General features: G+C 31.9%; 22 protein-coding genes, 1 tRNA gene and 1 pseudogene. 4 read left to right on the top strand and 20 right to left on the bottom strand.

The features are described from left to right. Nucleotides 1-13: 13 nt before the first annotated feature. From thiI to QZU90_RS06645, 13 genes are all read right to left on the bottom strand, one after another. Nucleotides 14-1,162, bottom strand: coding sequence for a tRNA uracil 4-sulfurtransferase ThiI (gene thiI, locus QZU90_RS06705; protein ID WP_295608194.1), 1,149 nt, complete (start codon nucleotides 1,160-1,162; stop codon nucleotides 14-16). A 197-nt stretch (nucleotides 1,163-1,359) separates the two neighbouring features. Further along, the gene (alaS, locus tag QZU90_RS06700) at nucleotides 1,360-4,086 is read right to left on the bottom strand and encodes an alanine--tRNA ligase (RefSeq protein ID WP_296856295.1); all 2,727 of its coding nucleotides are present in this window, start codon (nucleotides 4,084-4,086) and stop codon (nucleotides 1,360-1,362) included. A 256-nt stretch (nucleotides 4,087-4,342) separates the two neighbouring features. Further along, nucleotides 4,343-5,062, bottom strand: coding sequence for an alpha/beta hydrolase (locus tag QZU90_RS06695; protein ID WP_296856293.1), 720 nt, complete (start codon nucleotides 5,060-5,062; stop codon nucleotides 4,343-4,345). Nucleotides 5,063-5,074: 12 nt separating this feature from the next. Then, nucleotides 5,075-5,449, bottom strand: a complete 375-nt coding sequence (locus QZU90_RS06690) for a zinc ribbon domain-containing protein (RefSeq protein ID WP_296856291.1) — start codon at nucleotides 5,447-5,449, stop codon at nucleotides 5,075-5,077. Nucleotides 5,450-5,466: 17 nt separating this feature from the next. After that, the gene (locus tag QZU90_RS06685) at nucleotides 5,467-6,174 is read right to left on the bottom strand and encodes a zinc-ribbon domain-containing protein (RefSeq protein WP_296856289.1); all 708 of its coding nucleotides are present in this window, start codon (nucleotides 6,172-6,174) and stop codon (nucleotides 5,467-5,469) included. A gap of 255 nt (nucleotides 6,175-6,429) precedes the next feature. Continuing rightward, the gene (gene rpl12p, locus QZU90_RS06680) at nucleotides 6,430-6,741 is read right to left on the bottom strand and encodes a 50S ribosomal protein P1 (protein WP_295605727.1); all 312 of its coding nucleotides are present in this window, start codon (nucleotides 6,739-6,741) and stop codon (nucleotides 6,430-6,432) included. Nucleotides 6,742-6,856: 115 nt separating this feature from the next. Beyond that, nucleotides 6,857-7,861, bottom strand: coding sequence for a 50S ribosomal protein L10 (locus tag QZU90_RS06675; RefSeq protein ID WP_296856287.1), 1,005 nt, complete (start codon nucleotides 7,859-7,861; stop codon nucleotides 6,857-6,859). Nucleotide 7,862: 1 nt separating this feature from the next. Next, nucleotides 7,863-8,501 carry a 50S ribosomal protein L1 gene (locus tag QZU90_RS06670; protein ID WP_292788258.1) on the bottom strand — a complete coding sequence of 213 codons (639 nt, stop codon included), beginning with the start codon at nucleotides 8,499-8,501 and terminating at the stop codon, nucleotides 7,863-7,865. A gap of 390 nt (nucleotides 8,502-8,891) precedes the next feature. Beyond that, entirely contained in the window at nucleotides 8,892-9,374 is a 483-nt protein-coding gene (locus QZU90_RS06665) for a 50S ribosomal protein L11 (RefSeq protein ID WP_292788259.1), read from the bottom strand. After that, complete coding sequence (locus QZU90_RS06660; protein WP_295605722.1) at nucleotides 9,374-9,865, bottom strand: transcription elongation factor Spt5; 492 nt, start codon at nucleotides 9,863-9,865, stop codon at nucleotides 9,374-9,376. Before QZU90_RS06660 ends, QZU90_RS06665 begins: the two co-directional genes overlap by 1 nt. A 493-nt stretch (nucleotides 9,866-10,358) precedes the next feature. Then, nucleotides 10,359-10,538 carry a protein translocase SEC61 complex subunit gamma gene (locus QZU90_RS06655; RefSeq protein WP_295605720.1) on the bottom strand — a complete coding sequence of 60 codons (180 nt, stop codon included), beginning with the start codon at nucleotides 10,536-10,538 and terminating at the stop codon, nucleotides 10,359-10,361. Between the two features lie 301 nt (nucleotides 10,539-10,839). Continuing rightward, nucleotides 10,840-12,006, bottom strand: coding sequence for a cell division protein FtsZ (gene ftsZ, locus QZU90_RS06650; protein WP_296856284.1), 1,167 nt, complete (start codon nucleotides 12,004-12,006; stop codon nucleotides 10,840-10,842). A 297-nt stretch (nucleotides 12,007-12,303) separates the two neighbouring features. Further along, nucleotides 12,304-12,870, bottom strand: a complete 567-nt coding sequence (locus QZU90_RS06645; RefSeq protein WP_296856282.1) for a pyruvate kinase alpha/beta domain-containing protein — start codon at nucleotides 12,868-12,870, stop codon at nucleotides 12,304-12,306. Nucleotides 12,871-12,985: 115 nt separating this feature from the next. Here QZU90_RS06645 and QZU90_RS06640 point away from each other — a divergent pair, with 115 nt between their 5' ends. Continuing rightward, complete coding sequence (locus QZU90_RS06640; RefSeq protein ID WP_295605714.1) at nucleotides 12,986-13,903, top strand: coenzyme F420-0:L-glutamate ligase; 918 nt, start codon at nucleotides 12,986-12,988, stop codon at nucleotides 13,901-13,903. 173 nt (nucleotides 13,904-14,076) lie between these two features. Here QZU90_RS06640 and tfe read toward each other — a convergent pair whose 3' ends face one another. From tfe to QZU90_RS06605, 7 genes and pseudogenes are all read right to left on the bottom strand, one after another. Then, the gene (gene tfe, locus QZU90_RS06635) at nucleotides 14,077-15,192 is read right to left on the bottom strand and encodes a transcription factor E (protein WP_295605712.1); all 1,116 of its coding nucleotides are present in this window, start codon (nucleotides 15,190-15,192) and stop codon (nucleotides 14,077-14,079) included. Nucleotides 15,193-15,397: 205 nt separating this feature from the next. Beyond that, a pseudogene (locus QZU90_RS06630) lies at nucleotides 15,398-15,873 on the bottom strand (amino acid-binding protein). A 245-nt stretch (nucleotides 15,874-16,118) separates the two neighbouring features. Then, a tRNA-Ile gene (locus tag QZU90_RS06625) sits at nucleotides 16,119-16,193 on the bottom strand. Between the two features lie 148 nt (nucleotides 16,194-16,341). Beyond that, complete coding sequence (locus QZU90_RS06620) at nucleotides 16,342-16,632, bottom strand: iron-sulfur cluster assembly protein (protein WP_292788503.1); 291 nt, start codon at nucleotides 16,630-16,632, stop codon at nucleotides 16,342-16,344. Between the two features lie 288 nt (nucleotides 16,633-16,920). Then, nucleotides 16,921-17,832 (bottom strand): DUF5591 domain-containing protein, encoded by a 912-nt coding sequence (locus QZU90_RS06615; RefSeq protein ID WP_295605708.1) that lies wholly within the window; start codon nucleotides 17,830-17,832, stop codon nucleotides 16,921-16,923. Between the two features lie 119 nt (nucleotides 17,833-17,951). Continuing rightward, nucleotides 17,952-18,446 (bottom strand): TIGR00295 family protein, encoded by a 495-nt coding sequence (locus tag QZU90_RS06610; protein ID WP_295605705.1) that lies wholly within the window; start codon nucleotides 18,444-18,446, stop codon nucleotides 17,952-17,954. 141 nt (nucleotides 18,447-18,587) lie between these two features. Then, nucleotides 18,588-18,857, bottom strand: a complete 270-nt coding sequence (locus QZU90_RS06605) for a HypC/HybG/HupF family hydrogenase formation chaperone (RefSeq protein ID WP_292788497.1) — start codon at nucleotides 18,855-18,857, stop codon at nucleotides 18,588-18,590. 432 nt (nucleotides 18,858-19,289) lie between these two features. Here QZU90_RS06605 and cbiM point away from each other — a divergent pair, with 432 nt between their 5' ends. The 3 genes from cbiM to cbiQ all read left to right on the top strand — a co-directional run bounded on the left by cbiM (nucleotide 19,290) and on the right by cbiQ (nucleotide 21,037). Further along, nucleotides 19,290-19,955, top strand: a complete 666-nt coding sequence (gene cbiM / locus QZU90_RS06600) for a cobalt ECF transporter S component CbiM (RefSeq protein ID WP_295605703.1) — start codon at nucleotides 19,290-19,292, stop codon at nucleotides 19,953-19,955. Between the two features lie 10 nt (nucleotides 19,956-19,965). Then, entirely contained in the window at nucleotides 19,966-20,253 is a 288-nt protein-coding gene (locus QZU90_RS06595) for an energy-coupling factor ABC transporter substrate-binding protein (protein WP_295605701.1), read from the top strand. Nucleotides 20,254-20,344: 91 nt separating this feature from the next. Continuing rightward, a complete protein-coding gene (cbiQ, locus tag QZU90_RS06590) occupies nucleotides 20,345-21,037 on the top strand; it encodes a cobalt ECF transporter T component CbiQ (protein WP_295605698.1) in 693 nt (230 codons plus the stop codon).

Below are 21,037 nucleotides of genomic sequence, written 5' to 3'. Positions count from 1 at the left end.
ATTGAATAATTAATTAATGTTCAATAGTTTCAAAAGCCTTTTTAAGTTCCTCTTCTTGATTTATGGCTTCTTTAATTTCTTTCACCAATTCCAAATCCGCCTTAGTTTCAGGATATTTCGGAACTGCCTTACAGCCCCCATCATCTCTTTTAGAGATTTCAAAGGTTCCAATCTTTTCAGCAATTCTTGTAATCTCCACCTTATCAAGACCAATAAGTGGACTTAAAACAGGAACATCAAGATCCTCTCTTGTAGCAAGGATGTTTGGGAGGGTTTGAGAAGCCACTTGACCTAAACTGCTTCCATCAATTACCGCTTCAGCATGCATTTTCTTGGCAAGTTTTCCTGCAAGCTTATACATTCCTGATTTGCATAATACACAAGTCATCTTATCTGGGGCATCTGATTTGCAGGTAGAGAGATAATCTCCATATTTGACTACCCTTCTCTTAATAGGTGCACCACTTGCATAAAGATTTAACTGATCTATCAAATCATTGAAGTTCTTAAGTGCCTCCGGGGTTGTATAAGGGTCATTATCACAGAATAATGCAATTACTTGACAGCCTCTTTTCATCATTAAATAGGTAGCTACAGGAGAATCTATACCGCTTGAAACAAGTGCAACAACCTTTCCTTGAGTTCCAAGAGGCAATCCTCCAGGACCTGGAATTTTCTCATGAAAAATATAAGTGTCATTATCCCTTACTTCAAGATAGATAGTTAGTTCAGGATTTGTCAAATCAACAGGAGATGAATATTTTTTCACTACTACTGCACCTGCAAATGCTGCCATTTCCTGTGATGAGAATTCATGATTTCCCACTCTTCTGCAACTGATTGCAAATTTAGTATTTTCATCTAAAAGCCCTTCATCATGGAGCTTTTCTGCATATGAAGAAACGGATTCTTCTATATCCTCAAAAGTGGATTTTGTTGTAACAACTGGAGAGTAAGATACAATACCAAATATTCTCTCAAGCTTTTCAATTGCATCATTAAAATCCTTTGGAGAAATATATATTCTTGCTTGTCTTACTTTAACTTCTGCATCAATTGATGCTCTTATATTATTTGCTAAACGATTTTCAAATCTTTTTCTAACCCCGTCACTTTTTAAAGCCAATTCACCATAACGGGCAATGATTAAATCATGTTTCATAAAATACCTCAATAATTAAAAATTTCATAAAATACACTGAAATAAAGAATAATTCGTAAAATATGATAGGTTAGTCAATAAAATATTTTCTCTTATTATATCTTTATCTTTCTATATATTTAATTTATAGTTTATAAATATAACGATTGTTATAAAAATAATCAAAAAAATAAAATAAAAAATAATTAAAGAATTAATTAATTTTTATTTAAAAGTTCAATTGCCAAATCTAAAGCTTCTGGCATTTTATCTGCATTTGGACCAGCCCCTTGAGCTAAGTTAGGACGGCCACCACCGCCACCTCCAAGCAAGGAAGCTGCTTCCTTAATGATAGCATTAACTTGAATTCCACAGTCCTTAGTAGCTGCTCCAACAATCTTACCTTCATTATTACCGATGAAGACAACATCTGCCTTATCATTGTCAGTGAAATCAGTAGCGATCTTTTGAAGCTCTTTGATATCCCCATCAATGATTTCCTTTAGAACTTTCAATCCATTGATTTCAATTGCATTATCCGCTAAGGTGCTGACTTTCAAGTTAGCAATTTCCTTTTGCAATTTAGCGATTTCATTCTTTTGAGCTTTCCATTCGCTAAAGAACCTATCACAGGTTTTAGGCAATTGCTCATTGGTTACACTAAATATGCCTGCACTTTCCCTTAGGATTTCCTTATCCTCTTGGATTGAATCAATAGCTGCAAGCCCTGCTGAGAAATCAATTCTTTCCACACCATCTTGAACCCTTTCAGTCTTATTGATCTTAATTGGACCGACTTCACCGGTTCTGTCAAGGTGAGTACCTGCACAAGCCTGTACATCAATTCCAGGAATCTTTACAACTCTAATTTGAGATCCTGGAACCACACCACCTTGGTATAAGGTGAATCCATATTCCTTCTCTGCATCATCACGGCTTAACCAATTGATATCCAAATCAATATTCATCATCACATATTCATTTGCCAATTTTTCAATTTCATTAAGCTCTTCCTGTGTGATACGTTTGTAATGGGATAAGTCTATACGTGAACGTGCAAGACCTTTTTGTGCACCTGCTTGCCAAATGTGTTGGCCTAAAACTTTTCTTGCAGCTGCAATTACCAAGTGAGTACCTGTGTGATGTCTTGCTAAAGTTATTCTTCTGTTCCAGTTGATAGCCATATGGACCTCGGTTCCAATATATCCTTTAAGATCAGCAAGTAGGCTTTCCTTATCACCATCTTTAGGAACAGCAATGTGATGCAAGACTATGTTATTCAATTTTTCAGCATAAGTGACTTCATAGATTTTACCATCAATGGACATTATACCAATATCTGATGGTTGACCTCCTCCTTCAGGGTAGAAGATTGTCCTATCAAGGATAACATTAACTGTATCTCCTTTTTCAATGACTTCAATGATCTTGCCGTCAGATTCCTTTTGATAAATGTCCTTGTAGAAGTCAAGTTCAGTTTCAGGAACATCAATATCCAAAGTCTCTTTTTTAGCAACCTTATCCTCTTCATGCATATCTGCAACAATTGTGAAGAAGTTATCTGGTACAAAGACTTCAAAGTCCTTATCTCCGCTTGCCATTTCTTCAACGGTTTCAGGAGGCATACCTTGAGCATCGTATAAGTCTATTAATGTTTCTAAAGGCATGGAAGTTTTTCCTTCTTTCTTAAGACGTTTGATTGTTCTTTTAACAGTCTTCTTACCTTTTTCAATGGTTTTAGCATATCTTTCCTCTTCAAGATTGATAATATTCATGATGTGCTCTTGAGATTCATCGATTTCAGGATAGAATTTTCTTAAGAAATCCAATTGAATTTCCATTATATCAGATAATGATTCCTCCATCTTCAACTCTTTCATGAAACGGATGGTTCTTCTTAAGACAAGCCTTGCAAGATAACCTTCCTTTACATTTGATGGAATGATTCCATCAGCTAACATGAATGCCAAACATCTTGTATGGTCTGCAATGATATAAATAGCTTCCATAGGTTCTGCATTTTTCAAGTATTCCTCAAGAGTAATGTCTAAACTGTCTGCTACTTGTTGACGGAGCTCTCTGATATCACCAATATCCTCAATATCCATCATACCAGCAATTTCTGCATTCCTAGCCAATATATCCTCATTGACTTCAACATTGGTTATTTCCTTAAGCTTGTCCACTACAGGAGCAAAACATGCATCATAAGCAGTAGGAGTCCCTTGTGAAATCCATGCGATTCTTTCCAAACCATAACCTGTATCCACCACTTTAATTGGAATCTCTTCCCTTTCCCCATTTTCAAGGGTTTTGTATTGCATGAAAACGAGTGTAGCAAGCTCTACACCACGACAGCACACTTCATAGCATGGACCTTCGTTACCTCCACCTTTCCACCAGGATTTGATGAAAGTTATCTCTTCGGTATTGATTCCAATTGACTTGAAGAACTCATGACAAAGGCGAATTGTTTCATCTTCCCAGTAGATGAAGTTATCCGGCTTATTTATTACAGTATGTGAACCCATGGTAAAGCAAGTCATGTGCCTTCCGGTTCTTCCTACATTGTCTACATCATTAAGACGGATAGAAGGCTGTTCAACTTCAAGAGGATTGGCTGGAGGTTCAACTAAACCAGAGGTAATCCATGGTTGGAAACAAAATATTGAAGCTCCTACTAAAAATACATCATCTCTCCATCTTTTAGCTAAAGTAGGATAACGAGGTATAGGAGTGTGGCCTTCATCTTTTAAGAAATTTCTAAAAGTTTCCTGAATTTCATATAAATCATATGGCTTGTCAGTTGCAGGATTTCCGATAAATCCATATTCATCACATGGAGCATCCCCACAAGTGTCTCTATCAACTTGAGAGTAAAACTCATTGCCACATGTTTTACAGATTTGTTTTTTATATCCTAAATCTTCAAATATTTTAAGCATAATAATCAGTTTTAATCCTTGTTTTTTAAAAATATTTTTTGTTTTAATAAGTTAATTGCATTATTAATGTATTAGTTTAATAAATAGTTGAATATTTATTTCATAATAAAATTATATATGTTTTTAATCTATTAAATAGTTTGTATAAAAATAGAAATCAATGAAAAAAATTTTAATAAAAATTAAAAAAATAAAAAATATAATAAAAAAATTTAAATAAAAAATAAAAAGAAAAAGAGTTCAAACAAATTAAAAATTAATAAATGAATTCCAAAATCTCCATTTCAGTTTGGATTCTTTGATTTTCTGGAGAGATAGTCGCCACCCCATCACCGGATTGCTTGCCATATGATCCAAATTGGGCATGATTTCCACCATCAATAACATACTCTGTTAAATTATAATCCATCAATTCCTTGGATTTGTCATATGTTTCCTTATTTAATGTCTTATCATTTGAACCGTAAATTGACAGAACAGACATATTTCCCAAATCATCTACTGGATAAGATGCAAGAAGTATCAATCCACTGATCTTATCCTTATGATTAATCGCATAGGAAGAAGCTGCAACCCCTCCTAAGGAATGTCCTGAAATGTACCATTCATCATAAGAATACTTGCCATCACCTATAATAGCATCTGCACTATCAGCACCTAAAAATGCTAAATTACATGGCATTTCAACAATAAAGCAATCAACTCCATCATTGGCCAACTCCATAAACAAAGGAAGATAAGAGACATATTCAATCTTAGCACCTGGATAAAAGATCAATGCACTATCATTTCCCGGACCATCCAAGAATAATCCATTTTCCACTTTTTCAACTGATACATTCTCTGTTCCATTTAAGTAGGCATTCACGCTGGCGTCTGCATGAGAATAATCATTTACATACCATACGCTTAAGCATGCCATGATTATTATCAAAGCCAAAACAATGTATAAAGCCATTTTAATTTTTTTATTCATATCAATCAGTTCTTAAAATAATCTAAATAAAAACATAACAGTGAAAATAATTCCAATCAACATGATTGCCAATTGGATGTATGCATGCTTCCTGATACTCGGATCTTTGCTGTTTAACATGAATCCTGGGAAAAATAATCCTATGAATCCTATAAATCCATATGAGCCCAAGAAGAAGCTAAGGATGAAACTGCCCCAACCGAATAGAATAGCTATAATATAACCTATAATTATTAGTTTTTTGCTATCAAAAGATGGAAAATCATCTAAATTATTCAATTCACTAGTTAAGTCATCAATTGATTCTGTAAAGTTCAAAGGACTTCCACAATCATGACAAAACTTATAGTCATCGGGATTTTCACACCCGCAAATTGGACATTTCATATTTTCCCCTAAATCCTTCAGAATGTTTGCTTTCCACTGCTCTCATATAGGTATACAGTTTTTGTGTCAAGAATGTCTCCATTGCTATCATATAATGAGATGTGTGCTTCATCAGGATAGTAATCAAATGCGCTTGCACTTGCAACCTTGACATAACCGTCACCGCTTACTGTCTTGGTTACAACTTTTCCTTGATTTAGTGCATCTCCATTATTGAGATATAATACACTGATTTTTATTTTCTCACCAGCATGTTCAGAACCTACATAAACAGTACAATGTGTCTTATCTGACGCCGAACTTCCTGTTGAGAAACTACCTCTATAAATTTGTGGAGAGTTCTCTTGAGTAGCTTGAGCGCTTGTTTCAGAACTGGAAACATTTTCAACAGAACCTGAATTTAATGATGCAGAATCTGAAAGAGCATCAGAATCACTATCATTTGCATTGTTATTTGAAAGCATTACCATAGCCCCTGCAATCAGAAGTGCACAAATAACAATGGTTAAACAGATTATAATTAGGTTCTTATTATCTGATTTTGAATTTGAATTAATATTAGAATTACTTGAATTTGAATTATCATTTACTCTAGCAGATGGATCAATCCCAGTATTTACATAATTGTCTTTAATTGGCCTATTTGCATTTAATGAATGACCACAATTCTTGCAGAACTTTGCGGAATCTGCATTTTCCGCTCCACAATCAGGACAAAATACCACAATTACACCTCCCTATTTACTAAGTAATACTTTATTCATATAAGCATATATAGATTTTGAAAAAAAGTTTATAGGGATGTGGCAATTAAAAACAATGAAAAAATGTTTTAAAAAAATGTTTAAAAAAAGTATAGAAAAAAAATAATGGTTAAATGATAAATTGTTTAAAAAAAGTATAGTAAAAAAAATAGTTAAATAATATACGAACATTAAAAATTGTTTAAAAAAAAGAAAAAATAAAGGATAGAAAAGAATCTATCCGAATAAAGCACCTAAACCAGCGGTTGCTGCTGCAGCTGCTTGTTCTTCGTCTTCTTCTTCTTCCTCTTCTTCTTCCTCTTCTTCTGCTGCTGCTTCAGCTGCAGGAGCTGCTGCTGCAGGAGCTGCTGCCATAGCGGTAGTTTCCATAGCTTCTTCAATATCAACATCTTCTAATGCTGCGATTAAAGCTTTTACTCTGGATTCATCTACATCAGCGCCAGCTGCTTCTAAGATTTTAGTTACATTTTCTTCATTAATATCTTGTTCTGTGGTGTGCAAAATCATTGCCGCATAAATATATTCCATGTTATCACCGTTTTTTGTTATAATAATTTATTTTTTAGAAATCCAATACATATTAGTTTTTTATATTGAATCTTGTGTTTTTTTTAAATTAAAAAGTATAAATTTTAAATTTTATCTAACCGAACAAAGCACCTAATCCAAGTGCTGCAGTTTCTTCACTTTTATCTTCTTCTTCCTCTTCTTCAACTTCCTCTTCTTCTGCTGCTTCTTCAACGACAGGAGCTGCTACTGCAACATTTGCTAATTTATTAGCAATTTCGTCATCGATAGCGTCAGAAGATAATTCACCAGCTAATGCTAACATCTTAGCGTTTGCAAGTGCAATTAACATATCAGAAGTTTTGTCTGTAGGAATAGCTGCTTCGATAGCAACATTGTATGCTTTGGTATGAGCAGTACTGATAATAGTTGAAATAGTTTGGCTAGTTGGGAAAGCACTAAATACAGATAAGTTAAATGCTTTGGTAAATGCAGTTTGAATATCTGCAATAGTTTCTTCTTCGTCAATAGCTAATACGTCTGCTTTAAAGATAGAACCGTCTTCATATACAGCTTTAAGATCCATACCTACTTCCATAGGTTTGATATCCATTCTGGTTAAAGCAGCTGCTACTTGTTTAGAAACTTCTTCTCCAGCTTCTACTACAACAGTATCTTTAGAAACTACAATTTTTCCTTTGTCGATTTTAGCAGGTACACCTATTTGTTGTAAGTCCCCAAGGAACGGACCTGGTGGGAATCCAGTGTCTCCAGCAGGTACAACAATATCATCAGGAGCAGTTGCGCCAGCTTTTGCAGGAGCAGATGTTTTACTGTCTTCTAATATTTTGTACAATCTGAAAGGATTCATGTCAGTACATACAAGTGCAGGTTGACCTTCCATAAAATCAGAAAGCCCAGTAATGTTAGCTTTCTCATTATCACAATCTTCTAAAGCTAATTTCATAAGGTTAATTTTAGATAATCTGATAGTTGCTTTTCCTGCGAGAGTTTTTCTCATTTCTTGTAATTGTCTAGCAGGAATGTTTAATAAGTTAACAACACCTACAACTTCTGCAGATTCGATTAAACCTTTAAGTTCATTAACTTCTTCTTTTTTCCATTCAGCAACGTGAGCCATCTTAGATCACCCTCACTACTGAACCCATTGTCGCTTTAATATACATGGATTTTATTTGGTTTCTTCCTTTTTCTAAATTGCGGTCTAATACTGCAAGAACAGCTTCAATATTTTCAGCTAACTTCTCGTCATCCATATCTTGAGTTCCAACTAAGATTTGAATAGAAGGTTGTTGTTTAACACCTACTTTAATGGTAGCTTGAGTTCTTTCAAGCAATGGTTCAATTCTTGCACTAGCTGGTACCGGTTTAGGCATCTTATTACGAGGTCCTAAAATACGACCTAAGAATCTACCTACAAGTGGCATCATATCAGCTTGTGCGATAAATGAATCGACAGAATTAACTACTTTTTTAGCAGCTTTAATGTCTTTACCAAATTCTTGTAAATCTTCTTTGGAAATCACGACATCTACACCAGCGTTTTTAGCAGCAAGAGCTAATTCCCCATCAGCAATGACTCCGATTTTGATCTCTTTGCCACGGCCATTAGGAAGAGCTACTTCTTCGCTAAATCTGTTTTCTGGTTTTCTGACATCTAAATCCTTGAGGTTAATGATAACATCAATGGATTGAGTGAAGTTTCTCGGCTTAGCTTGTTCTTTTGCCTCCTTCACCGCATCAATAATCTCTTGTGTCATATATATCCTCCATGAACTTTGTTCATTTGGAATTTTTACGAGAAATCTTAAAATTAAATAAAATCTTTAAAAAGCATTTATAAAATCTTTAGATTCCTTTTAATATATCAATTAAAACCATATTACCCTAGAACAAGTAGGACAATACAATTTTAATATCATTTACATTTAAGTGAATAAATATTATCTATTTATCATAATTAGCTGTTGATATTAAATTAAGAAGATAGATTAAGAAAGTTATAAACATAAATTTTAATAATCTAATTTATAATTAAATTCAATCATGCAAATTAATCACTTAAATAAATAATATATTAAGTATAATATTTTGAATTAAATTTTAATTGAATTTTAAGCATAAGTAAGTATCTTACTAGAATAGCAAATCTATTCTACTAAAATGTCATCGTACTCTCCAGCATCAACTGCTTTTTGAGCATCTCTAGGATCTTTACCATCAACGGTAATACCCATACTTACACAAGTACCCATAATTTCTTTGGTTGCTGCTTTGTAATCATTTGCGAGTAATGAATCGAATTTCATTCTTGCAATTTTGAATGCTTGCTCTACAGATAAATCTGCTGCAACTTCAGCACCAGGTTCATGAGCACCTTTTTCAATGCTAAGTTCATCCATAATAAGTGCAGTTGTTGGAGGAGTACCAATCTCAATTTCAAATTCTTTAGTGCTGCTGTCAATAGTGATTATTACAGGTACTTTCATACCAGCGAAATCAGCACTTTTTTTATTGATCTCTTCAACTACTTGCATCATATTAACACCGAAAGGTCCAATTGCAGGGCCTAATGGTGGTCCAGGAGTAGCTGTTCCACCTTCGAGAAGAACTTCAACTGTATCTTTAGCCATTAGTCAGCCTCCTTTTTAATAATTCTAATTTGATCAGCTTTAACAGTAACAGGAATAGGAACTGCTGCTTCAATTAACTCGAGAACTACTTCTTCACGAGATTCATCTAAACGAACAACTTTAGATTTTTCGCCTTTGAAAGGACCTGAAACAAGTTCAACAATACTTCCTTTTTGTATTGAAGAAATGATAGGTTGTGGTTTCAAGAATTTTTTAACTTCTTCCAAGGTTATTTGACTGTTTGCATCTATAGTTCCATCTTTTTTGGCACCTACAATACCTCTTAAATGACGAACCTTCATATCTGGGTTCTTCATATCAAGGTTAGTTGCAGATTCGACTATAATATAACCTTTTAATGATTCCGGCACCACGATTGATTTAATATCTACTCCCGGCTTGTCCGCTTTCATCGCTAAAAGTCTTGCAACATTTCTTTCTTGACCTGCTGATGTTTTAAGAGCAAATATGGAATTTTTATTATCTTCCATCTAAATTCACCTATAATTAATATTTATAATTTAATAATTTATAATAAATTTATAGATTAAATTGAGTTATACAAATAAAATTTAATTATTTCCCTTAATTTAAATATCCATATAGAAGCACTTTCTTTCAATTCCAATCTATTTTTGTAAAATTACAAAACAGCAGCAATTATTTGAATTTTGATAAAACTAACAAAATTAAATAATTTATAGATTAAAATCTACAATTTAAATTTAAGAAAATATGAATTTTAAAGTAAAATAAATAAAATTAGATTCATATAATAAAAATATATATATTATTTATAATATATAAATGTTTCAATTTTTGTACTTTCCAAAAGAAAAAAATTACAAAAATAAGAATCTTAATAACTGGAGCCAGTTATTAAAAAAAAATGATTAAAAAATAGCTAATTAATTTTATAAAAAAATTATAAAAATATGGAAATTTTTGAAATTTTAGAAATTATAATAAAATAAAAATCTAAAATTATAATCCTAATAATTGGCCTAATAAAACAATGACAAAACCAATTACTCCAATAATTGCAATGCCTATTGCAGTAACTTTGGAAAAATTAAAGTATTCTTCACGATCTGGTTTTCTAGCTACTTTTAATACTCTTTTACTTTGCTTTATAAAATCACTAGTAGTTTCCTTAATATTCATAGAAAATCCCTACATAAAAGTTAAATTAATCGAAATCTTAATTAAAACTAATTTAACTTTGATTTAATTTAATCTTAATTTATAATAATATTATATGTTTTATTTTATTACATTAATAAAGTTTTGCATGAAAATATTAAAAAATCATGATAAAAATTTAAAAAAAATAGCAAAAATAAAATTGTAAAAAATTAAAAAAATTTAAAATTAATCTAAAAAAAGAAAAAAAGAGTTTCACTCATAAGAGTGAAAAGAATTTTGGTCCAGGTTTTGCGCTCCGTAGGAGCGGAAAAGCTGGGATTTAGAATATGCCATCTAAGAACTCATCTAAAGGGTCTGCAGGAGCATCATCAGTTTGTCCTAAAGCAGTTCCTTCAAACTCATCATCGATGTCTATTTCTTCGAAATCATCGTTTTTAGGTTCGATGGTATATTGGGATTTTACACCAGAAACAACAATGGTAGTTCTTATCATGTTTTGTAAGTCTTCATCGATTTGAGCTCCCCAAATGATGTTAGCTTCTGGATCTAATCTGTCACCGACAATTTGAACGATTTTTTCAGCTTCATTCAAGGTTAAGTCAGAACTACCTGAAATGTTAATTAAAGCGCCTTTAGCATTGGAAATGTCAATGTCTAATAATGGGCTGCTTAATGCTTCATGTACAGATTCAATAGCTCTGTCACCAGATTCAGATTCACCCATACCAATCATAGCCATACCGGAACCTTTCATGATTGAGCTGATATCAGCGAAGTCCAGACTAATGAGTCCAGGTTTGGTAATGAGTTCGGTAATTCCTTTAACAGCTCTTCCTAAAATTTCATCTGAAGCCATGAAAGCTTTGTTTAAAGGAAGGTTAGGAGCAACTTCTAATAATTTATCATTAGGAATTACAATTACAGTATCTGCATTTTCTTGAAGTTTTTCTAAACCGATTTCTGCATTTTCTCTTCTTTTTACACCTTCAGCAGAGAATGGCATAGTTGCTACAGCAACAGTTAAAGCACCAGCTTTTTTAGCTACTTTGGAAATTACAGGTGCAGAACCTGTACCGGTTCCTCCACCAAGACCGCAAGTAACAAATACCATGTCAGCGCCTTCTAATTCTTCTCTAATGTCTTCTTCACTTTCTTCAGCAGATTCTTCACCAACGGTAGGTTCTCCACCAGCACCGAGACCACCACAGGTTTGTCTGCCTAAAAGTAATTTTTTATCTGCAGTACTGTAGAATAAATCTTGAGCATCAGTATTTACAGTAATAGTTTTTGCACCTTCAATACCAATTTCATTTAATCTGGAAATGGTATTGTTTCCTGCACCACCAGTACCAACTACAATAATGTTAGCACGGCTTCCTTCAATGATTTTTAACAATTCTTCATCTAAATCATCGTTTGATTTTTTAGGAGCAGAATTTTCAATGGTTTCTTCTGATCCTTTAATTGCATCATCTATAAATTTCACGAGTAAACCCCACAAATTTTATTAATTTAAAAATTATTTATAATAAGTATAAATTATTTCCTATTATTTATTAAATATGTTTAAAGTAATATTTAAATGTAAATGAAATATTACCAAAAAATCTACAAAATTTCTAATTTGTATTTATTGATTTTTAAATTTAATTTTTAAATTAGTATTTTTAATAGTATTTTTATTATTAATTTTATACTATATAACCATTACCCATCAATCTTATAATAAATAAAGGAAAAAGTAAGAAAAAAAGTTTTAATAAATTAAAACTAAAATCAAGTCTTATCTTGGCATAGCTATGACTTCATGGAATTTCATGTCAAATACATTAGTCATATTAGCTGCAGTCATGACAACAGCAGTGTCAACTCCATGACCTGTTCCACCAATAGCTATTATCTCTTCACCTACTGGAATCAAACCTGCATCTGCAAGCATGATGGAGATTTCTGCACAAACCTTAAACCCTTGACAGATTGTCCTGTAGGTTGCTGCAATGATTTCTACAGGAGTAACCCCTCCAAATTTTTTGGAAATGCTTTTTCCAACACCACTTAATGCATGTGATCCCATAAATGTTACAATTCCTTCAGCTTCAAGCTTTGCTCTGGTTTCATCATCCATTTGCGCCTTGTTTGCTTCCTTAAAACCTACATGATGGGAACAGTTTACAATAGTTACATCCAAGTCTTTCAATGCTTCATTAAGTTTTAATGCACTTGCACCAGTAGATGATGCAATAGCTACATATTTAATATCAGAGCCTTCCAATCTTTCTTTAACAAGTTCAATAAGTGCATCGGTATTTTCAATACCTGGTTTTTCAAAATAGGTAATTGTTTTTTCCATAATAAAATCTCCTAAAGAAAATTGATAATTAAAAATTATATAAGGTTATACAATAATAATTATATATTTACTAATATAAAATTATACTATTAATTGAATTAATTATTGAGATACCATGACAAATAATCCAAACACAACTAATCCAAGTTATAAAGAAGCAGAAACAGAGAAAGGTCAAAAATATAAGTATGTTGAAATCAGGGGATATAAGGTCATCCCTATTGAAACACATTACATCAAACCTAATGAAAGCATAGACTTTATGATAGAGGACATCTCCAAATTGGCAAATGAAGGAGATTACTTAGTCATTGCAGAAACTCCTATCTCTGTATCTCAAGGAAGATTGGTTGATGAAGCGGACTACACACCATCATTAAAGGCCACATTCTTGGCAACATATTGGAGCAAGTACTTCTGGGGATATGTTCTTGGACCTATTCTTGGAATCAAGGAAAGAACAATTAAAAATTTAAGAAAGCTCCCAGAGGAATCCAAAAGACATAAAGAGGTAGTTTTACAGCTATACGGTTGGAAACATGCATTGAAACCAGCTTCAGAAGCGGGAATCGATTTAAGCAATGCTCCTGGAACATGTGTATCACTCCTTCCAGAAAACCCTGAAAAGGTAGCGAAAGAAATTAGCGAAGAGATAAAAAATAAAACAAGCAACACAATTACAACATTGATCATAGACACAGATGCAACTTATAGAAGAGGAAACAAATACTTCACAGGGCTTCCAATAGCTATTCCTGGAATCGAAGCAGATAAAGGAGTTTTCGGATACACCTTAGGACAGCTTTCTGAAAACTTGGGATCAACTCCATTAGGCTGTTCAAGAGAGATAGATGTTGATGAAGCAATTGAAATAGCAAATGTTGCTGAAGATTATCAAAAGTCATTATCCACTGCAATGGAAACCATCTACAGTGTAAAAGACGTGTTGGATTCCGATACTCATGAAGTCACTGTAGAATCCTTGGATTCAATTATTCATACTCCAGCAGTTCTAATTAGAAAAATAGAATAATTGTTAATAAGATAATGAGAAAATGGTTAATAAGATAATGATTAATCTTTTTTTAAAAATAAAATTTAATAAATTCTAAAAATAGGAAAAATAGTTAAAAATAATAAAAAAATAGAAAATAAGTTAAAAAATAGAAAAATAAGATAAAAAAATGAAAAAATGAAAAAATATAATTATCCTGAAATTATATCTTCAAGAACTTTAATTTCCTCTTTTTTCCTATCAATTTTTTCTTGATTGTCTTCATATTCCAAATCAAGATCACATTCCGGACAAAGGAATTCAACAGTTGAAGCATCCTCAAAGTCAAGACGGTAATGTCCGTTTGGACAAACGAAGAACATATTGTTTTCTTCATATTCCAATTCAGAATTTAATCTTTTAAGCTCAGAACTTGCTAAATTAAATTCTAACTTTTTGTACTCATTTTCATTGAATCTCCAATCGTAAGTGTACCATTGGGTTTCCTTATCCTTATCCCTTTTATAGCTTGCTAAACGCATATCATATAACTTGTAAAGGATTTTTCTTACAATGTTTAACTTACAGTTGGTCTTTTCAGAAATCTCCTCATCTGTTGTGTATCCATTCTTAAGGCAATCAATGATTTCATCAAATGTAAGATACCAGAATTTCTGATTAACTGCTCTTTTTTTAGCTTTTTCCTTTTTAGGCTTTTTAGCTTTAGATTTCTTAGCAGCTTTTTCATCATCTTCGGAAGTCTCTTCAACAGCTTCCTTAACGACTACTTCATCAGACTCCTTATCTTCATTCATGACCTTTTTATCATCATCAGAGGATTCATCTTTGACTTCTTCAGCATTAGCTTCTTCTTTCTTATCCTCTGCCTCTTCATCATTTTCTTCCTTTTTCTCTCCCTTAATTATAGCATTTAAATTATCATTTAATGTTTTTAAGGTTTGTTGGGAATATGTTTTTTTAGTTTCCAAAAGAAGAGATTCATTTTCTTCAATGAATTGGTCTACAATTTCCAAATCCAATTTGACTTTTTTAGCTATCTCTTCATGGCTAAGCTTTCCAGATCTAAAGTGTTTAATGATTTTTATACAAACCTCGTTTACTTTTACATTGTATACGAAGTTATTTGTTTCAAGCAATTTAAGAATATCTTTAACTGTTTTAATATCTATTTTAGTTTTTCTAGCAATAGCCTTATCATCACATAATCTGCTCTTAGGCCATTCTTTAAGACATCCGATAACATCTACAGCTTCTTCGAATTCAAAAATTTCCGGATATAAATTTTGAATAATTGGATCTCTTAACATAATAATAGTCTTCCTTATAAATATTTAAATTTTAAATCAAAACTAAATTAAAAAATTACTTAATGGTTAATATTATAGTAAATGATTTAATAAATTACATTATGTTTATATTTATATACACACTATATTATAAATTTAATGTTTTTATATAAAAAATAGCAAAAAATAAATAAAAAATTAAAAAAATAAAAAAAAGTTAGAAGAATTATAACATTGAAACCTTTAAGACACCTTCCACTTTAATGAATTCATTTAAAAGTTCACCAGGAATTGGATCTTCTGTAATGATTGTCAAAACAGGGTTTGTATTCAATTGGGTGTCTCCTGCTTGCTCATGATCCAAGCCACTTCAGCTAAAACACCATCGCTTTTTTCACCAGCTTCTATTTCGATAACCCCTAAATTCAAGCTTTTTGCAATGTTTTTTATCAAGGTTCCTGCTGGAATGATATTTGAAAATATTTCATATAATCCTTCATCAGCAATAATGACATCAACAGTGGATTTAATTACTCTACGATCAACATTTGCAGCAGCAGCCAATGCAGAGTCACTTATCTTTAAATCGCCACAATATATCTTACCATCTTCACTTATTCTTAATCCTAACTCAAACATTTTCTGAGCTACAGCCATTCTTGCAGGATATTTGCTAAATTTTAAGTTTAAACTTTCCCACATGGTATCACCAAGATTTTTCTCTAATAATATATTGTACTTTCAAGTATATAAATGTATAATAATACATAAAAATGTACATTGAAAATAGTTTTGATAAGATTAGCATTATGAAAAATAAAGAATATCTAAAAAAAGAAACTGAAAAAAGAATCGGAAAAAAATTGGAAAAGAATTGAAAAAAGAGCCTTAAAAAAAGACGATAGAATTGACAGTAAGTGTATTGAAAAAATAAGTAAAATTAGAAGTAGGCTAGCTGGGATTCGAACCCAGGACCTCACGGTTATCAGCCGTGCGCGCTGACCAGGCTGTGCCACTAGCCTATTAACAAATACAAGTATTATTAACTATATGTTATCTAATATATAAATCTTTTGTTGAAAAAGATTTTGAATATAACTGAAATCTTTAAAATTCAAAGAAAATTAAGAAAATTTCAATAAAAAAATAGAGTAATTAAGTTTAAAAAACTTAATTATCTTTGTTAAGCATCTCATTAAGAGAGTCAGCCATTACGTGACCTTCAATGATGAGTTTAACTTTATCGATTCCTTCAACTTTTAAAGCTTCAGCTTTAGCTTGAGCAGCAATACGGGTAACACTCATACAACCTGGGTTTGTAGGTTTAATTACGATCTCAGCAGTTGAACCTTCAATTGCAATAGATTGTACAATACCCATTTCTACAATACTTACGCCCATGTGAGGGTCGTTTACTACAGAAACTGCATCTTTTACAGCAAGTGCTAATTCTTCAGACATGTTATCTCCTCAATATTTTTTTAAATAAATGTTTTTTAATAATTTTTTAATTAAATTAGTGATAAGAATAAAATTTAAAATTTTATTTCCTAACAAAAAGTTAATAATATAACTATTGTTTTAATTATATTTAAACTTATCAATAATAATAAAAATATGTATATAAATATTAAATAAATATAACTTAATTTATTTAAATATTTTATTTTATTTTTTATTTTATTATTTTATTTTCATTATTTTATTTTATTATTTTACTTTTTTTCAAGTAAATGAAAGAAAGAATAATTAGTTTTTCTTTCTGTGTCTGATCTTTACTCCAATACCATTTCTTAACTCAGTCATTTCACGACCAGTCAAGACAGCTTTTCCAACACCAACGACTTCATCATTTCTAACGACAACGACTTCGTCCTTTGGAAGAATGCTTGGATCTGCATTAACAATTCCTGGAGCGAACAATGAGTTTGTCTTTAGGTCAAAGTCTATTTCAACCACATGAATGCCAAGTTCAGCAAGTCTTCTTCCACCTTCAAGGTTAAGGGTGTATAAGCCAACATCCCTATTGAGAAGAGCCACTGTCTTTCCATTGGAATAAAGGGTTCTATGATACCTTCCTTTAGCAACAACATCATCAGTGATCATTGCTTCAGCTTCCGCACCAAACTGATATTTAGCAACAGATCTGAGCTCATTCAACACCCTATCCCTATGTTTTGTTTTAGGATATTTCTTAAGCTCTTCCCTTAAGTTGAAAATGGATTGCGGAGAGGTAGGTCTGCCACTGTCACATACATAAGTACAGTTATCCAAATACTCACGACAAACCTCTTCGTAACCTCCTTCAACATTTGCGATTACAGGCTTGTCTCCAACATAATCCCTAAGTAGCTCTCCAGCTAACCTTATCTCATCATCATTCCAATCACCTGAAACAGCCACATCATAGGATTGGATTGGGAAGGTGTTTTCCAATTCCCTTGGACATATTCCAAATGGAGAAGTTACGATTACTTCCTGATAACCTTTGGTAGCCCTTCTGAACTTTTGGTGAGACTGAGAATTTGAGTATGGCTTTTTCATACTGCATGGAAGTGCTACTACAACATCCCCTAAAGGTTCCATCATAGCCATCCTCTCTCTCCATCTGACTACTTCAGGCCTATATAATGACTCATCACTTGAACAAATAACTTTCATTCTTTTCCTCGTGTAAAATTATAAAATTAAAAATAGATAAAAAATCGACATTTTAATATTAATATCAATTTAATATATAAACTTCATTAATAAAATAGTTTTTTTAAGAAATTTATAAATTACTCAAATCTTAAGACAAGCTCTTCATGTATCTTCTTGATTTTTTCTATTGATGGATGATTTTCACCTAATTTCCTTTTCCACTTTTCAATAGTGAACTCAACATCCACCTCATCAGCACCATTGAATAGATTATCTGCATGGGAAACTATCTTTTCCTCCAATATTTGAGGAGTGTAATCCTTTATAGGCAATCCTAACTGCCTTGCATCATCTTCAGTGAGGCCAGTTCCGATATGCCTTTCAACAATATTGATTATCTCTTGAGGATATCCCCTTTCCTTAAGTATCTGAGCGCCAATCACTGCATGTTCAATGGAATTGGTTTTGGATCTGCCAACATCATGCAATAATCCGCCAACCCTTACAAGTTCCATATCCACATCATCAAAATTGGATGCAATTTCACATGCCTTTCTTGAAACTCCCTTGGAATGCTCAATTACCCATTCAGGGCAATTCAATTCCTTCAGTAATCTTATTTCCTCATCCATATAATCACGATTTAAGATAAAAATCCTTTAAAAATCAATTAAAAATAGTAAAGAAATTAGTTTAAAAACTTTATAAACATTAAAATCAATTAAATATCGATTGTCAAATAAAATTAAAAAATAGAAAGAAAATGAAAAAGACTATAACATGTCTTTCATCATTTTTTCACGTTCTTTGTCTTCTTCTTCTAACATTTCCAATAATTCATCCCAGGATTCTAAAGATTCTTTTGCAGCTTCTTCAGATAATTTTTCAATTGCATATCCTGCATGAATCAATACATAATCACCAATTTCCACATCTGGAAGAAGATCCAATTTTGCGTTTTGTCTTACTCCTCCAAAGTCTGCAGCGCAAATGTTAGATTCAGTGTCAATTTCTACAATTTTAGCTGGTGCAGCAATACACATTAGCAACATCTCCTTTTATTTATTTAAATGAATTGATTAATTTAAAATCTTAAATTAAAATCACTTATATTTGATATTTTAATTATTAGTTTTTAGATTATATAAATATTTTTATTTTATCAAACTAATTTCCAAAAAATAAGTGAAAGTATTAAAAAATTCATAAAAATCCAATATAAGACAAATAAAATTCAAACCATGAAAAAAATTGAAACAAAAAACAAAAATCAAGGAACATGAAATTTAAATGCAATCCTTTTATTTTTTAGAAAATAATTAGTTTTTGATAAAATAGTTTGAAGTATTACTAAAAAGTTTATATATAATAAAGAATATAAATTACTTTATCAATATAACTTTAATAAAAGTAAACTTAATTTAACTTTATTAAAATATCAAATTATATTGATATTAATTTGGAGGAAATTATTTATGCATATTATGGAAGGATATTTACCATTAACATGGTGTATTGTATGGTTCGTCATATCATTCATCATCGTTGCATTTGGTATTTATCAAATTAAAAAAATCGTAGATGAAACCCCTGAATCCAAAGCATTACTTGCTGTAAGTGGAGCATTCATGTTCATCTTATCATCTTTAAAATTACCTTCTGTTACTGGAAGTTGTTCTCACCCTTGTGGTAACGGATTAGGTGCAGCATTATTCGGCCCTGCTGTAACTGCTGTACTCGCAACTATCGTACTTATTTTCCAAGCTTTATTACTCGCACACGGTGGATTAACCACTTTAGGTGCAAACATTTTCTCAATGGGTATTGTAGGTCCATTCATCGCTTGGTTAGTATACAAAGGTTTAACTAAAGCTAATATCTCATCAACCATTGCAATCTTCTTTGCAGCATTCTTAGGTGACTTATTAACTTACGTAGCTACTTCATTCCAATTAGCTTTCGCATTCCCTGCACCTACTTTCGGCGCAGCATTAACTGCTTTCTTAACTATCTTTGCAGTAACCCAAGTACCATTAGCTATTGGTGAAGGTATCTTAACCGTAATCATATGGGACAGATTAAAAGCTTACAAACCAAAATTATTAGACAAATTAGGTGCATTAGCTCCTAATGAAGCATAAGGTGATTAACATGAAAACATCAACATTAATTATTTTAGCAGTAATCTGTGCAATTATCTTCATTGCACCATTAGCAATGTACAATGGTCATGGGGAAGATGATGGATACTTTGGTGGTTCTGACGATGCAGCAAGTGAACAAATTGAAGCAACTCACTTTGAACCATGGTTTTCATCAATTTGGGAACCACCTAGTGGTGAAATAGAAAGTTTATTATTCGCTCTTCAAGCAGCTATAGGAGCAATCATTATCGGTTACTTCTTCGGTTACTGGAGAGGACAAGGTAAAGAAGAATAAATCTTCTTTATCCATTTTTTCTTTTTTTAGAGATTTTTTAAAAAACAAAAATCTTAAAAATTTTTTAAATTGACGAATTTTTAGTGATTTTATGAAATTTGATATGGATTATATTGCTCACAATAATGAATTAAGTGAAACAAACCCCTATTTAAAGTTGTTTTTAACAGCAATATTATTGATAGTTACTTTAGCATTGGATAATCTATATTTTGATGTCTTTATTTTCATTTTATTCTCCATCATAATACTTGGAGTAGCAAAAATCAGCATAAGATCCTATTTGAAATTTTTAACAATACCTATGGCATTTCTTGTCATAACATGTCTATTCTTAATATTCTTCTTTGGAAATGGAGAAGTCATCTATGAAACAGGAATATTCGGCATTGTAGTTACTGATGACTCATGGCATTATGGGTTATACACATTCTTTAGAGTATTAGGATGTTTCCCTTTATTAGGTTTTCTTGCATTGACAACACCAATTTCAAAGATTTTCCATTGTTTGGATACCTTGAAAGTACCAAAAATCATTACTGAAATCGGGCTTTTAATGTACAATACAATATTCATATTCCTAAATGAAATCGATACAATGCAAAAAGCACAGAAAACAAGAATGGGATATCATTCTTATATGAATTCAATGAAATGCTTAGCAGATTTAATAAGTAATATCTTTTTAAGATCATTAGATAAAAGTGAAACATTACAACATAGTTTAGATTCAAGAGGTTATTACGGAGAACTTCCGGTTTATGTACCGCCAAAGGAGGAATAA

This window comes from uncultured Methanobrevibacter sp. (assembly GCF_902784195.1).
Taxonomy (GTDB): domain Archaea; phylum Methanobacteriota; class Methanobacteria; order Methanobacteriales; family Methanobacteriaceae; genus Methanobrevibacter.
The sequence above is the reverse complement of the archived record's forward strand: the minus strand, read 5'-3'. Positions and strand labels throughout refer to the sequence as shown.

What these genes read in the sequence shown, in the direction of transcription:
- cbiQ (WP_295605698.1), top strand. Translation starts at nt 20,345, where the DNA reads ATGAAATTTGATATGGATTATATTGCTCACAATAATGAATTAAGTGAA.
- tfe (WP_295605712.1), bottom strand. Translation starts at nt 15,192, where the DNA reads ATGTTAAGAGATCCAATTATTCAAAATTTATATCCGGAAATTTTTGAA.
- cbiM (WP_295605703.1), top strand. Translation starts at nt 19,290, where the DNA reads ATGCATATTATGGAAGGATATTTACCATTAACATGGTGTATTGTATGG.
- QZU90_RS06620 (WP_292788503.1), bottom strand. Translation starts at nt 16,632, where the DNA reads ATGTCTGAAGAATTAGCACTTGCTGTAAAAGATGCAGTTTCTGTAGTA.
- QZU90_RS06675 (WP_296856287.1), bottom strand. Translation starts at nt 7,861, where the DNA reads ATGGCTCACGTTGCTGAATGGAAAAAAGAAGAAGTTAATGAACTTAAA.
- QZU90_RS06660 (WP_295605722.1), bottom strand. Translation starts at nt 9,865, where the DNA reads ATGGAAGATAATAAAAATTCCATATTTGCTCTTAAAACATCAGCAGGT.
- QZU90_RS06615 (WP_295605708.1), bottom strand. Translation starts at nt 17,832, where the DNA reads ATGAAAGTTATTTGTTCAAGTGATGAGTCATTATATAGGCCTGAAGTA.
- QZU90_RS06595 (WP_295605701.1), top strand. Translation starts at nt 19,966, where the DNA reads ATGAAAACATCAACATTAATTATTTTAGCAGTAATCTGTGCAATTATC.
- QZU90_RS06670 (WP_292788258.1), bottom strand. Translation starts at nt 8,501, where the DNA reads ATGACACAAGAGATTATTGATGCGGTGAAGGAGGCAAAAGAACAAGCT.
- QZU90_RS06645 (WP_296856282.1), bottom strand. Translation starts at nt 12,870, where the DNA reads ATGGAAAAAACAATTACCTATTTTGAAAAACCAGGTATTGAAAATACC.
- alaS (WP_296856295.1), bottom strand. Translation starts at nt 4,086, where the DNA reads ATGCTTAAAATATTTGAAGATTTAGGATATAAAAAACAAATCTGTAAA.
- QZU90_RS06610 (WP_295605705.1), bottom strand. Translation starts at nt 18,446, where the DNA reads ATGGATGAGGAAATAAGATTACTGAAGGAATTGAATTGCCCTGAATGG.
- thiI (WP_295608194.1), bottom strand. Translation starts at nt 1,162, where the DNA reads ATGAAACATGATTTAATCATTGCCCGTTATGGTGAATTGGCTTTAAAA.
- QZU90_RS06695 (WP_296856293.1), bottom strand. Translation starts at nt 5,062, where the DNA reads ATGAATAAAAAAATTAAAATGGCTTTATACATTGTTTTGGCTTTGATA.
- QZU90_RS06655 (WP_295605720.1), bottom strand. Translation starts at nt 10,538, where the DNA reads ATGAATATTAAGGAAACTACTAGTGATTTTATAAAGCAAAGTAAAAGA.
- QZU90_RS06640 (WP_295605714.1), top strand. Translation starts at nt 12,986, where the DNA reads ATGACAAATAATCCAAACACAACTAATCCAAGTTATAAAGAAGCAGAA.
- QZU90_RS06605 (WP_292788497.1), bottom strand. Translation starts at nt 18,857, where the DNA reads ATGTGTATTGCTGCACCAGCTAAAATTGTAGAAATTGACACTGAATCT.
- rpl12p (WP_295605727.1), bottom strand. Translation starts at nt 6,741, where the DNA reads ATGGAATATATTTATGCGGCAATGATTTTGCACACCACAGAACAAGAT.
- QZU90_RS06665 (WP_292788259.1), bottom strand. Translation starts at nt 9,374, where the DNA reads ATGGCTAAAGATACAGTTGAAGTTCTTCTCGAAGGTGGAACAGCTACT.
- QZU90_RS06690 (WP_296856291.1), bottom strand. Translation starts at nt 5,449, where the DNA reads ATGAAATGTCCAATTTGCGGGTGTGAAAATCCCGATGACTATAAGTTT.